12 protein-coding genes are annotated in these 13,752 nt (G+C 33.1%); 8 read left to right on the top strand and 4 right to left on the bottom strand.

The window, feature by feature from the left end:
• On the bottom strand, window positions 1–1,047 hold the full coding sequence (locus NMY3_RS02470) for a hypothetical protein (protein WP_196817373.1): 1,047 nt from the start codon (window positions 1,045–1,047) through the stop codon (window positions 1–3).
• A gap of 83 nt (window positions 1,048–1,130) precedes the next feature.
• Between NMY3_RS02470 and NMY3_RS02465 the strand changes: the two genes are divergently transcribed.
• The 5 genes from NMY3_RS02465 (at window position 1,131) to NMY3_RS02445 (ending at window position 6,950) form a co-directional block, all read left to right on the top strand.
• Window positions 1,131–1,313 (top strand): hypothetical protein, encoded by a 183-nt coding sequence (locus NMY3_RS02465; protein ID WP_196817372.1) that lies wholly within the window; start codon window positions 1,131–1,133, stop codon window positions 1,311–1,313.
• Between the two features lie 332 nt (window positions 1,314–1,645).
• Window positions 1,646–2,101: a hypothetical protein gene (locus tag NMY3_RS02460; RefSeq protein ID WP_196817371.1), complete on the top strand. Its 456-nt coding sequence runs from the start codon at window positions 1,646–1,648 to the stop codon at window positions 2,099–2,101.
• 105 nt (window positions 2,102–2,206) lie between these two features.
• Entirely contained in the window at window positions 2,207–4,819 is a 2,613-nt protein-coding gene (locus tag NMY3_RS02455; protein ID WP_196817370.1) for a hypothetical protein, read from the top strand.
• Window positions 4,820–6,055: 1,236 nt separating this feature from the next.
• The gene (locus tag NMY3_RS02450) at window positions 6,056–6,436 is read left to right on the top strand and encodes a hypothetical protein (RefSeq protein WP_196817369.1); all 381 of its coding nucleotides are present in this window, start codon (window positions 6,056–6,058) and stop codon (window positions 6,434–6,436) included.
• Window positions 6,408–6,950, top strand: coding sequence for a hypothetical protein (locus tag NMY3_RS02445; protein WP_196817368.1), 543 nt, complete (start codon window positions 6,408–6,410; stop codon window positions 6,948–6,950). Before NMY3_RS02450 ends, NMY3_RS02445 begins: the two co-directional genes overlap by 29 nt.
• 196 nt (window positions 6,951–7,146) lie before the next feature.
• Here NMY3_RS02445 and NMY3_RS02440 read toward each other — a convergent pair whose 3' ends face one another.
• The 3 genes from NMY3_RS02440 to NMY3_RS02430 form a co-directional block, all read right to left on the bottom strand.
• Window positions 7,147–8,088, bottom strand: coding sequence for a hypothetical protein (locus NMY3_RS02440; protein WP_196817367.1), 942 nt, complete (start codon window positions 8,086–8,088; stop codon window positions 7,147–7,149).
• A gap of 224 nt (window positions 8,089–8,312) precedes the next feature.
• Window positions 8,313–8,846 (bottom strand): hypothetical protein, encoded by a 534-nt coding sequence (locus NMY3_RS02435; protein ID WP_196817366.1) that lies wholly within the window; start codon window positions 8,844–8,846, stop codon window positions 8,313–8,315.
• 9 nt (window positions 8,847–8,855) lie between these two features.
• Window positions 8,856–9,467, bottom strand: coding sequence for a UPF0175 family protein (locus tag NMY3_RS02430; protein WP_196817365.1), 612 nt, complete (start codon window positions 9,465–9,467; stop codon window positions 8,856–8,858).
• Window positions 9,468–9,514: 47 nt separating this feature from the next.
• On the opposite strand from NMY3_RS02430, the gene NMY3_RS02425 reads away from it, so the two are divergent.
• The 3 genes from NMY3_RS02425 (at window position 9,515) to NMY3_RS02415 (ending at window position 13,709) form a co-directional block, all read left to right on the top strand.
• On the top strand, window positions 9,515–10,642 hold the full coding sequence (locus NMY3_RS02425) for a hypothetical protein (RefSeq protein ID WP_196817364.1): 1,128 nt from the start codon (window positions 9,515–9,517) through the stop codon (window positions 10,640–10,642).
• A gap of 499 nt (window positions 10,643–11,141) precedes the next feature.
• On the top strand, window positions 11,142–12,122 hold the full coding sequence (locus NMY3_RS02420) for a hypothetical protein (protein ID WP_196817363.1): 981 nt from the start codon (window positions 11,142–11,144) through the stop codon (window positions 12,120–12,122).
• Window positions 12,123–12,389: 267 nt separating this feature from the next.
• Entirely contained in the window at window positions 12,390–13,709 is a 1,320-nt protein-coding gene (locus NMY3_RS02415) for a hypothetical protein (RefSeq protein ID WP_196817362.1), read from the top strand.
• Window positions 13,710–13,752: the final 43 nt, after the last annotated feature.

The following is a 13,752-nucleotide window of genomic DNA, read 5'->3' as shown; positions in this document are numbered from 1 at the left end:
CTATCGAAAACTTTTTGAATTCAATACTTCAGCACAAAACTCATTAATCTTCTGTAAATAAAACTCCAGCGATATGATACTTTTGTCGTCATTACTTATCTTTCTAAGGGATTTCATAACAACCTCGAATTCCTTATCCAAGTTAATGGATTTGAAATCACAGGACATTTGCATAATGGATTGTTTTTCAACGAATTGAAATGTGCTGCGCGTACTTTCTATTATTTCCTGCATTTCAGAAAAAAGGTTTCCCTTATCAGAAAAAGATTTTATTATTGTAGAATTGATCTCGAGTATCTCGTCATATGATAGTTTATTTAGAATTTCTAAAGCCTTGCCTTGCTCCTTCATATCCTTTACAATATATGGCCAGATAGATACACTCCTTAAATTAATTAGGTGAACAAACATTAAAAAAATATAAATGATCCAAAAATGTATTCGTGAATAAATAGATGATTTAACTACTTCATAGTACTTATCGATTACCGGTCTTATCTTTATTGTTATTGAATCAATTTCCCTTGCGATTTGATTTATCTCTTCCGACTTGATCATCGTTTTGTTAGCTGCAAATTTGTAAATAGATGGATGATAAAGAGAATTATACAAATTGGAATAAAGATACTCAATTTTACCTACGGCTAGTCTGATTACTTTGTAATTCTCTTCTGCAATTAAATATTCAAATGGTATCGACTTTAGTATTTGCAAGTTTTCTCTTGTCTTGACTTTATCCTTATGATCAACAGTGTTACTCAGAATTTTTACAGTATTTGCAACTAGCGGATGATCGAACGATTTCTTAATTAAATCCGAATAACTTTTCTTAAAAACATCGATTTGCCTTTTGATTAAGATATATTCGCTTTTATCATTTGAAAAATATAGTATTTCTCGTCGATTCTCCCTTACTTGTACGATCCTTCCAGTGTTTTTCAACTCCCCAATAATCTTATATACTACCATCCTAGATGAAAGAGATTTCATAGCCTCTACTATGCTTTCAGTGTGTGAACCAGGATTTCGTTCTATAAATTCCTCCACTTGTCTAATCCTTTCCTCGCTAATCAACCAGTATACTAATCTATATAGTTATACACATCTATTATAGGTTGTTATATTATAATATGCGTGACTATAAGTCCACCATACTAGTTGATAAAGAGACTAGATCGATGCTTTCCAAAATTGGAAGAAAAAATCAGTCATACGATCAAATAATTAGAGAACTCATTGAAACAAAAAATAGGGTTGGTTTGCTTGAGATAGATGCTGGAAACTTCTCATCAAGCGAATTAGATCGTTCATAGGTGTATCAAGCCTTGAATAGATCACTTTACTCCAAAGAAATTAATAAAGAAATCTGTTATGGCTTTGGTTGCTATAACAAATCAACAACGAAGATCGACTTAAATGCAGGAAGATTTGGTATTCTAACCTTGAGCCTTTGTTCTGACTGTTTAAGAAAATTTCAATAAGAAGGGATCACCTAGTTGAAAAACAGTTTCTATAATAGTTTCGCATTGCCGGATATATGTTGGTGTGATCATCAGCAAGAAGATCATTACTATGACTATTTTCATATGAATTATGGGATTTGCACAGTAAAAGGTTGTGATTGTAGGAGGTTCTGTCCTTAACCATGAGCAATAATGCCAATGATCCGCCTTGGAAAATATCATCTAAGGGTGCATGCTGGTGTTGGTATGAAGAGATAACTGATCAAGAGTTACTATCAATTCTGAAGCCTGAGGATGGATGTAAGATCGAATACAATGGTTATGAATATTCAGTTAAAGTCAATGACAACGGAACTATTCCGGTATTTAGAAAACAAATGACAAATGTATCAAACTCGCATAATACAAGGTCCTCTAAAAAGATTATTCTAGAAAGGGAATTAAGCAGATATGACAGAAGTAGCCGGAGAATAGTAGATATCAAATTAGTGCCTTTAGATAAAATTCATGATGTTTTAAAGAATGAAGACTGGGAGATTTCGGAATATAATCCTGTTTATGAAATCAAGGGCGAAGTTGTAGTTGTTCTGGTAAATAGGCAAGGAGGAACTACAATAACAGGCGAGGCTTCTCGCTAGCTAATTGCAGTCATGTATCGTAATGCTATCTCCCAAATAAACAGGTCGGCTATTTCCTAAATATCGTATTGATGATTGCAACTGTAAGAGTGAGAGATTTAAAAATTGACAACTAATCTCATTGATGATACACGCATTAATCCAAATGACTGGGCTGATTTCTGGAGGTATAAAATCGGAGTAGATCCTATTCCTGCTAACACAAAAAATAAAATCACCAACGTAGAATGGTCCAAATATCAAATTGATTCTGTCTCCGAGGAACTGCATGTTGAATGGAAAATTAAAGGTGCCTTTAATAATGGGATGGCTATTATCGCAGGTAAGATTCATAGAGGCCCATATCAAGGTAAATATCTTGTTTGCATAGATATTGATAATGCCTCAGGAATTAAAGAATTTCTATCTCATTTTGGTCAAGTTGATAATATAGATAAACTTGCACAAAGAACTATCATCGAGGGCCACGCCGATGATCCTAATAAGATTCACATTTACTTTGTAGCACAGCAACCATTATCAAAAAGAAGCGGAATTGTGGGATCAAATAGTACCTCAGAAATTCCTGCGATCGAAGTTAAATCAGAGGGAAGTCACGGTATCATGTTTTGTACCCCTTCACTCCACAAGAACGGATATCCATATCGTATATTTGGAACTGCAAAGCCAACCGTAATAAACAAAGAAAACTCAGAAATATTGGAAAATTGCATTAGACAGATATATCAAAAGTTTGGTTCCTCCATGAGAAACAATGATGGATTGACTCCAATAGAAGATCTTTTTAAGGAGAGATTTAAGGTCAAGGAAGGCAACAATAGACACGAAGCTTTACTTAGAGTAATGGAGTCTTTGATTCAAAGACTAAGAACCATTTATTCTGAAGATAGAATAAAAGATTTAGCTTGGCAATATAATCTAGAGCATTTAGAACCATCCCTAGAGAAGAAAGAATTTGAAAAACAATGGAAAGGTGCAAAAAACTTTGTAGCAAAAAATAAGAAAAGTGATTCCAATGATCCAGAGGTTAATAGAGATGAATCATACTTTCTGAACAAAATTAAGGAAAGGTACATCTCAATTTTTTATGATCAATTAAACAAATTACATATAATGATAAAAATAAATGATCATATCGAATGTATTCCTATTGAAAGTAAAAGATTTAAATTATTATTGAGAAAGGAATTCTTTGAAATCAATAATACGAGCATACCTGATGAAAAACTAGAACGATTAATAAGTCTGATAGTAGCCCAGAAATTATTTGATGAAAACACCGAACATACAGAGTTACAATTGCGAGTTGCTAATAAAGATGATGTGTTCTATTATGACCTTACAAATCCTTTTTGGGAGATCATCAAGATAACTTCTGAAGGATGGGAGATCATCAAGAATAACGAAACACCAATGTTCAAAAGATACGAAAGAAACTCTATTCCTCAGATTTATCCTTTAGAAGATAAGGATAATGAGAAATATTTCAGAGAATTTCTGACATTATTCAATCTGCGAAATGAAAAGGATTTTTTGTTATTTTCAGTCTATCTTGTCTCGGCCTTTATTCCAGATATACAGAAACCAATACTTATAATTAGTGGTAACGGAGGAGGCGCAAAAACAACTACGTTTACACTATTAAAAAACATCATTGATCCAAGTAGTATCGACCTCCTCTCTTTCAGTCCCTATAAGGAAGATTTGATACAGTCTTTGGAACACCATTATGTAAACTATTTTGACAACGTATCTTACATATCAGCACCTGTATCTGACATACTATGCAGGGCCGTCACTGGATCTGGAAACTCCAAGAGGGAACTGTATACTACAGATGAAGATTTTATTTACAAATATAAGCGAACTATCGGCATCAACGGAATTAATATAGTAACTACAAGACAAGATTTACTTGACAGGTCTCTCACCTTGAAGGTCGACAGAATCCCCGAGAACAAAAGACGAAAAGAACAGGAAATAAAAGAGCAATTTGAACGCATGAGACCTTATGTTTTGGGCTACATCTTTGACGTGTTGGTGAAATTTCAGAAATATCTAAAGGAACATCCAAAAGAAAAGTTACTAAAAGAGTTGCCTCGGATGGCCGACTTTGCTGAATATGGAGAAATAGTTTCTCGATGTCTAGGATACAAAGACTATGAGTTTATCAACGCTTATAGAGAAAATATTGACTTGCAAAATGAAGAACTAATTGAATTGCATCCAGTTGCCGAGGCTGTAATATTATTGATGGAAGAAAAGAGCTCGTGGATGAAAACCCCTTCACTACTAAACAAGGAATTAGCAGATATTATATGCCAAGTGGATACTGCGATTCTTAAAAGTAAGTATTGGCCAAAAGCAACCAATCAATTAACTCGTCAGTTAAATGAACTTGCACCTATTTTATTAAAGAAAAATATTGAAGTTACTACCGGGATCAAGGATTCTTTTGGGAAGCGGTGTATTCGACTAACTAAGATCAAAGGAAAGGGACAAGATAGTAACAATACATCTTTACCTTCTGACCAAACATCTATCAATTATGATATCAAAACATATATTCATAGAATAGGTAATTCAGACAATTTTGAATGCGAACATTGTAATCTAATAGACGACATTCACTTTATGAAGAAGCATATTTGCAAGAAATTTGACAATCCTTCTAACAACACCGGCAAAAACACCGTCCAAACGTTTTTGCCAAACTAGTTAGATATCTTGTCGATTTACGCACGAAATTTCTCATTTTCTAAAGTCCGAATTTTCTTGACAGTTTGACGGTGTTGACGGTGATTATAGATATTTAGTCTGAAAACTAAGATGGTCTTCTTAGTGGAGGATTCAATTCCATTTGGAAGTTGCAATCGTGACCGTTGTTAACAAGGAAGAATAACAAAAAAATACCGTCAACACCGTCCTACCGTCCAATAACACTCACGAAGAAACGAAATTAGCACTATTAAGACTAAAATTTAACCCTATGGATTGACGATGCTATTGACGATAGAGAGAGGATCGGCCAAACCGTCATAAATCAATCATATAGTAAGGCGTATTTGTTAAGCTGGTTGTCAATTCTTAATCATCTGTGAAAATCTATTTTTATCCACAGGGTAGTTTTTAATATGGTTTCTAATTCTGGTCCAGGCTTGTCTAGTAGCGTAATCCGTAGGTAAAATATCTGACTCTTTGAGTTTACCGTATCTGGAATTCTCTAGCAAATGTTGTTTGTATTCTATTTAACATGTCTTTTCTATCTGTACCAACAATAATAGATTCGGTATTGTTAATCTAGTCAACGTCAAGAATCTCTCGTAGGAATTTTAATAATTCCTAAGTGAATATCGATTGGAATTGGATGGAATTCATAGCCATCAATCGGATCTGATTGAAACAAAAATCTGGGCTAAACGAGAATAGAATCCTCACTAGTACTAATACTTATCACTCAAACATAAAGTACAAGATAGACGTAAAAGGAATAGGGATTGCCCAAGCAAATCTATTTTATAAAATCAGTAAGACTAGATTGACTTTGACTTGGTGTTCTAGTTCATCCAAATAGTACAATAGAAAGCATTGAGAGAATTGAAGGGCTATATGATGTATAGTACATCGACACTCAACCAGATTATAAAAAATTCATTGCATTTAACGATTCACCTTTGAGGGTTAACAATATTCAATATTCTGATCTGACTATCGAAGTGAAAAAGTTCAACAACGATACAGGATACCTCTTAATTGATGGTTACGAATGGCAAATCAGCCGACTATTTTATATAAACGATATCATCGTATTGATAGGATAGCAGCTTGTAATTGTCAATTTTCTGCAATAAACCTTTTAGCTGAGGATGATTATATGCAATTAGTGCAATACAACTGTCAAAGTCAAAGCATCGATCGGATAACAAGACAATAGCAGAGAGAAGAGAGAAGATTATGATACTTTTGACTAAGGGTCTAAAGGGATACCAGATTGCAGGAGCACTTAATCTTACACAAAGCACGGTAAGTAGAGATATCAATTATCTTTCAAAGGAATCTAGTAACAATTTGAAATATTTAGTTCAACAATCATTACCATTTCTATATTCTACTTCAATAGAAGGAATCAAGAGTATACTGAAAGAATGTTGGAGTATTTATGAGAGTGATAATGCATCTATGAACTACCTTCATAAGCTAAACTCATTAAAGTTGGCCAAAGAATGTAATGAATCATTGTTTAAACTAGTAGCGGAAGGCCCAAGTCTCGTATACTTGAAAGAATTAGAGGAGAGGTTGGAAAAGATTGAGAATTTTAAAAAAGAAAATGCTTGATGACTTGTCCAATAAAATAAAAATTGCAGAAGACCATACAAAGGAGATAGAGGAAATTAATTTAAATGCAGAAGAAAAAGAAAAACTGAAACGATTTGACGTCTATCATGTTATTCGAATGGAGAAATATATTCGCAATGGAGGAGATCCAACTTTTGGAAATCTAGATGCGTATGAGCAGACAGCAGAGGAATTCGAATACCATTTATCACATATGTTGAATGATTATGCTCCGGAAAGTCGTTATTATCAAAGAAAGGAAATGTACTATTTTCATCCATCATATATAGAAATGGAGAAACTAGCTTATTGGGAAGACCGAGCAAAATCAAATTACTGTAACGGAGAACATTGTGTTCCAGATTGCCCTTTTTATGAAGAAAATGGAAGAATAGAGGATGAGCAAGTTGTCAAAGAATTTATTGACAACACAGAGATTTTAGAAATTGATGATTATAAAAGAGAGTTAGGAGAAGAGTTTGTAAATTCAGTTCTAAAGGATTGGAACTTGTAAAAATAGATTACGTGTAAAATATGTAGATTGCTAGATGGAATACTAAGGTATTGGACAGGGAATGACCATTCAAAAATAGAAAAAGCTCAGTATGAAGAGAATAGTTTACCTCTTCAAAATCCTAAATTCTATCGCAGTTGGCAGTCTCAGATAGATCTAAATGTAAAACTAGATGATATAATAAAATGAGCCGTGCCTATTCAAAATATTTAATGATCTCCTCTCCAGAATAATAACCTCCATCATAACCTGCATCTTGATTTAATGATCCTTTGATTTTTGAAACACGAATGCAAACAGAAATAGAATCAGTTAAGGGAGAAGGATAACCTGCTCTGGATCTAATACCATCATCCATCTTCTCTGGTTTAGTGAGTGGCGGCAATGCAAAGAAGAGTTTGTCAGGCAGATCGGTTTCCCTCGTGTTACCTAACAACATAAAAATTTCAAAATTAATGAAACAAGGTAAAGGGGATTCATGTTTCCATTTTATGACCGGAAAAAGAGATTGATGTCTTGATTGGAAGAAGTTGCCTAGTCTCCTTGTGAGTTCTTCTATACTATTAGCTTTTTTCTTGTTTGCTTTTATTATAAATTCTTGAGATTTTGGCATCGGTTCTAGTGTCTTAGCACTTGGTATGGCCATGACAAACCATAGGAACACATTTTCACTCAATTTTGCGGGTTTCATTCTAGAATATTTGATACCTCTATCATTTTTTTCCTTAAGAGTTACATGCCAGCTCTCTAAGTTATTCTCTAAAGTTAGATGATCGATGTTATGTACTTCATCTAATACCTCTTTATTATCTGGAGAATGTACTACTCGGGATAAGTTCAAGCCGGGAAAGAAAAGAATTCTTCTTGCTTTAGTATATGCAAAAGAACCAATTAACCAATATTCGTCACCTTCTCCATAAAAAAAATAGGAAATTTTTTCCAAAGGTTTACCTTCTAATAGAATTTGTTTAAAAGGTTTTACTAATGCGGAATCCTTTCTTATAAATTCCTCTTTTCCTATGGGAAAGTGATAAGGAATTGATATCTCATACATGCCTTCAGTATCTTCTATTATCTTAATCCCGTCAATGTCAATATAGGCACTCCCAAGATTTTCGACATCTTTCCTTTCAATCATAAAGTATTTCCTCATAGCAGTCTAAAAATTTTGTTATTAAGCTTGATTGTATGATATTTTCCAGGAAAAAGTCCAATTTCTGATAAAGAGCTATAGGCCATTAACAGTGTTTAACACCTACTATGAAAGAATAAGGATTTCAAATCACTTTCTGTAATTCAATAGCCTAGAAGAAAAAATTAGATGGATATCAAACACAGGTTTGTGCAAGACACGCTGTTTTTTCATTCCTTTTTGAGCAACTCTTTACAGTAATCATGACGCACCGAACTAATTCGTCCATTGGATTTAAGCTTGCTTATTATATCCAAATATTTCTCTTTAATGATTACCTCATTACTTAGGGCTAATTTAAGAAAATCACAAATATTGCAATATTTCATTTTCAGGTATGTGCTAACTTGAGAAGCCTCTTGATCATCAGTTATGATCAGATAATTGGAAAAGGTGCGATCTTCGCAGGCATCTATTATTGCGAATATGTCCATTTCTCCTTTGCCTAAACTTAGTAAAAAATTCTCAATTATTTTTCTCCTCATAGATTCGTATCTGGATGGATCTGTAGGATAACTTTTTACATGATCATATTTTGACATTCCTATTTCTCGTTCCAATCGCCCTTTATCCACCTCGTTCATTACTTTCTCTGAAAGAATAATATCTAGCTTACTTTTAATACAAATCTTGTTCAGGAGATCGATTTCTTTGATCTGTCTTAAACTAATTAGAGTATTTGCGTCTGGTAATATATATTTCAAATTTGAATCCTATTCGAACAAAACAATGTTTCTTCTATCCACTTCTTCAAGAAAACTTTCCAATGTTTTTCCTGCAATCTCCGCGGCTCTTTCCAGTGAAATTAGTTTTTTCTTATGTAAACTTACCGCAGAGTTGAATCGAGTTTGTTCGTGTTTTGTCAAAATAATTGAATTACTAGTAGATTCAGGATAGGCGGAATATACATAGTCTATGAGCTCATTCACCGTCATATTACTAATCGTATTTTTAACTTTTTTGATGAAGTTCCTCTTTGGTTCATCTGTTTTAATCCATAGTTTTGAAGCCATAGGTATTCCCTTTTCACTTAGTCTTATTCCATTTCTTGGATCTTCTGTGACTAAATTCGAATTATTACATTGTACATATGCCAATTCAGCAGCAGGGCTCTCTGGCCCGAACAAATGTTCACGTGATGGATCAAGATCATCATAGACTTTCGACATCAAAAAGAAAGCCTTATGCAAATGTGTTTTTCCTTTAATCGGTACATTCGTTTGGCCGCCAATTGTGGGAGAATACAATAACAATAATAAATAGTTAAAATCCGAAGAATCGTCACTCGTACTAAAATACTTAGAAAATGGATCATCCACAGGCATTATGAAAGATAGAAAAGGTAAATAATATAATTTTTGTTTATGATTTCATGGATTTTTCAATAGAGAAAGTGATACACGACGAGAACTTTTCTTGCAAAACTCAGACTATACAACTTGGTCAAAAACAAATCAGTACTCCTATTAGAGCTCTTCACTTGAAAGATCCTAGGTCCGAATCGAGAATTATTAAAGAAAATAAGTTAAGAGGAATCAATGAAATTCACATAAATTTATCGAATTCAAAATTTCATAAAATTAAGAATGATACGAAAGAAAATAGTAGATTCTCTCAAAGCATTAATAATTTGGTTAGGAAACATGGTCAAAATGATATTAATTTCTTAATTGTAAATTTTGATATAGCAGATAAAATCGATTCCGAAAATATAGATTATTTAGCTAATGAATTATGTACTCCTTATAATGAGATTGTTATACCTCCTATAGTAAGCGGGCTGGATTTAGATCAACTCAAGCTGTATTTAAGGAGATTCTATGATTCTGTGAGAAATATTAGAGATGACCCAGTTTTTTTTGGATTTTTTCCTATTTTGGCTCCCGTTGAATTTAAAGAACTTTGTCGATTCTATTATGATAACAAGATTACCAATTTTATGTTGGATTGTCACGGAAAAAACCCTCTAGATTTTTATTCATTGATGAATGATTTAAAAAGACTATCAAAATCGATTAATGAAAAGTATGAAATTGATACTTTTATTCATGCTTTGAATGTGCCTTTTACGAGGATTCAGAAAAAAAGGGATGTAGCCCCTGCTAAAGACATAATGGCTTATGTGATGGGATTTGATTCATTTGGATCATCTCATGTTCAAAGACCATTGCCTCCAGATCTTCAACTGAAACTGAAAGAGGAAAAGGATATTGAGGATTTTCATATATTTGATGGGATCGATTATGGATATCATAAGACATCAATGGATGAATTTAGAATAACAACTGACAAAAAAAATACCTCAATAGATAAAAAATACCTTGATGACTTTTCTGATAATACAAAGAAAATGATCAAAATTTATAACGCAGAGAGACATGGTTATGAGGCCCTTGAAATTAGGAAGCACATTAGGAATAGATCTCTGATAGATCACATGGATTCAAAAGTACAAGCAAAGGATTCTTTGGAGTATATTCAAAAAAAGTTGATTCGATAATTTTACTCAAGAATTTGAATCCGATGTGCGGCATCAAGAAAAATAGGTGAATCACATCTCTACTATCCAAAGTTTAAACCTTTGAATACAAGAAAGTTATTAAGCCCCCAATTCCCTTCCATTCTTACAGTCTCCTTGCGTTAAAGTTAAATCGATCAAATTCACAAGGTTTAATTATTTGTAAGCAGTATAGGCATTGAATCCTTTTTTAGCAGTGATCGCACAACGGAAACCTCTGTTCCTGTTATCATATAGATTCGATTAATTCAACTCGTCATTTAATAACAAACAAAATTGAATCAAATTTCATGTCAAATTTGTTTCATAAACCTCTGGTCACCGACATTTGTACTTTCACCTTGCGGTCATGATGATTTAAGTATATTTCAAAAAAATAGAAGCTGTCGACTAAAGTTTGAAATTTGTTTTGACTTTTTCACCCTTTGTGATGAAATTACCATGACATTTTTAATCTGGCCACTATATATTGTAGAAATAATTGGAAGATGTTACATTCAATAAACTATTAGAAACTCACCACAGGTTTCCTGAAATAACAGATGTGGTATACGACATCCATCAAATGGAAAGGTTAATCATAGATTCTGTTAATATGACCACTCTAAGTGTTGATTCAGTTTTAGATGGCAAGATGTTTGATTATATTTCCACCTTTCTGAAGGATGGTTTTATACTAATGGAGAAACTAATAGATGAAAGGAATATCAAAATACGAACAATAATAGAAACTACTCCTGAGAATGTTGCACTCGTTAATTCAATCAGAAAATACGAGATAAGACACCTTAATGATTTGAGAGGTAATTTTGGAATTACTGACAATCGAACATATATGATTTGTATGTTTCATAAGGACGAACAAAGACCATCACAGGCCCTTTTTAGCAATCTTAAATCTTTGGTAGAAAAACAGAAATTGCTATTTGACAATCTCTGGGAAATATCAATCCCTCTCAAGGACAGAAATTCAGAGATAGAGTATTTACAGAAAGCAATCTTTCACAAGTCATTTCGCCATATTAAAGATACAAAAGTAGACATAGCCACTTTCATTGAACAATCAAAAAGGGAGTTACTAATTTTAAGTTCTGTCAATATATTGAAATATTTTAGGGAAGACAACAGCTTTTGGCTCCAGTTACTGAATCTTTCTAAAAAGGGAGTAGTAATCAAGATTTTGATGGATGGATACAATTCTCAAGTCATTCGTCAAGTATACAGAATAAATTCCTCAATGAAAGACGATGGTGTGATGATAAAATATTCCAATAAACTGGGAAAAATAGACGAACTTTTGATGATTTGTGATAACAAACAAATACTCGAGATAAAACGTCTAGCGTTGAATCGAATTGATTTATCTATATCCCATAACAAAACTCGTGTATTAGTTCAAGATATTCTATTCCAAAAGTATTGGAATGAATTACTAATTTTGGCGGAGCATACTCAAGTCTAAAATAGCTTTGCGGGTATGAGTTTCTATTATATTTTTTCGGAATAAATATGTAACAGATTTAGCAAGCAGTCATATACTACACAATGGTAAAATTATATAAATGCCGCTGTTGAGATTTTTTCATTCCTAACCATTTACCAAATCCACATACCCAATTTTGTCATCTAATAACCAGTCATCCATAAGTTATTAAGTCATCTGAAGAAAATCTATCTTGCGATTGAAGATTGCATTAACATTATTTGCATTAAACGACGGTAATAGAATATGATGGACATTGAAGAGAAAACAAAGGTTATCTACGGTGATCAAAATATTATCGATGACACAGTTAAACTGATTTCATTAGCCAAAAAAACCATATGTGCATGTATGGATTTTGATGCACCTTCAACCTTTGTAATTCCCAATCATCCTATAACCAGGGTATATGTAGATGCCAAAGCCAGAGGCATACAGCTAAGATTCATTTCAGAGATCACAAAAGAGAACATCGAATATTGCAAGAAACTCAGGGAAATATCTGATCTACGCCATATGGATGCGATTAAGGGAAATTTTGGAATTGTGGATGGACTTTATTACAGAGCAACAGCAGAATCTGGGAAATCCTCAGCACCTCCATTACTCCTATCAAATTCAATCAGTGCTTTTGTTCAACAGCAACAATGTTTCTTTGATACTTTATGGAACAAATCCATACCTGGATTGCAGAGAATAAAAGAAATTGAAGATAGTTTGAAAAGTGAGTTCACAGAAACCATCCGTGATTCTGATGAAGTAGCTTCCATAATTACGAAGTTCCTGTCATCTTCAACTACAGAAATACAACTCATCTTTTCGACCCTAGAGTCTCTAAAATTATATAAAGAACTTGGGATGCTAGATGTGGTAAAAGAAAAAACTAATAATGGGATTTTGATTCGAATGCTAATTAAAACAACTAGTCCGATCGAAGCTAACGATTCAGAGATATTAATTGGATGTCCTCAAATAGAAATACATCATCTAAATAAATCAACACAAACTAAAAGCATTACCATAATAATGGACAGAGAGATCTTGGAAATATCAATCCCTCTCAAGGACAGAAATTCAGAGATAGAATATCGGAAGACAGCAATCTTTCACAAGTCATTTCGCCATATTAAAGATACAAAAGTAGACATAGCCACTTTCATTGAACAATCAAAAAGGGAGTTACTAATTTTAAGTTCTGTCAATATATTGAAATATTTTAGGGAAGACAACAGCTTTTGGCTCCAGTTACTGAATCTTTCTAAAAAGGGAGTAGTAATCAAGATTTTGATGGATGGATACAATTCTCAAATAGTTCGACAGATAAATAGGATAAATTCCTCCCTCAAAGGAAAGAGGATAACAATAGGATATTCCAATAAACTGGGAAAAATTAATGGGCTTTTGATGATTTGTGATGCAAAACAAATACTCAAGATAACTTATCCGGTGATGAACAGAATTCACTTATCTATATCCCATAACAACACTCATGTATTAGTTCAAGATATTCTATTCCAAAAGTATTGGAATGAATTACAAAGTTTGTCGGTTATATCTAAATCTTAGACGGCTTCATGAATACAAGTGGTATGACATTTTTCTTGGAAGG

This window comes from Candidatus Nitrosocosmicus oleophilus, assembly GCF_000802205.1.
Classification (GTDB): domain Archaea; phylum Thermoproteota; class Nitrososphaeria; order Nitrososphaerales; family Nitrososphaeraceae; genus Nitrosocosmicus; species Nitrosocosmicus oleophilus.
Note: the sequence above shows the minus strand (reverse complement) of the source record. Positions and strands in the feature narration are given on the sequence as shown.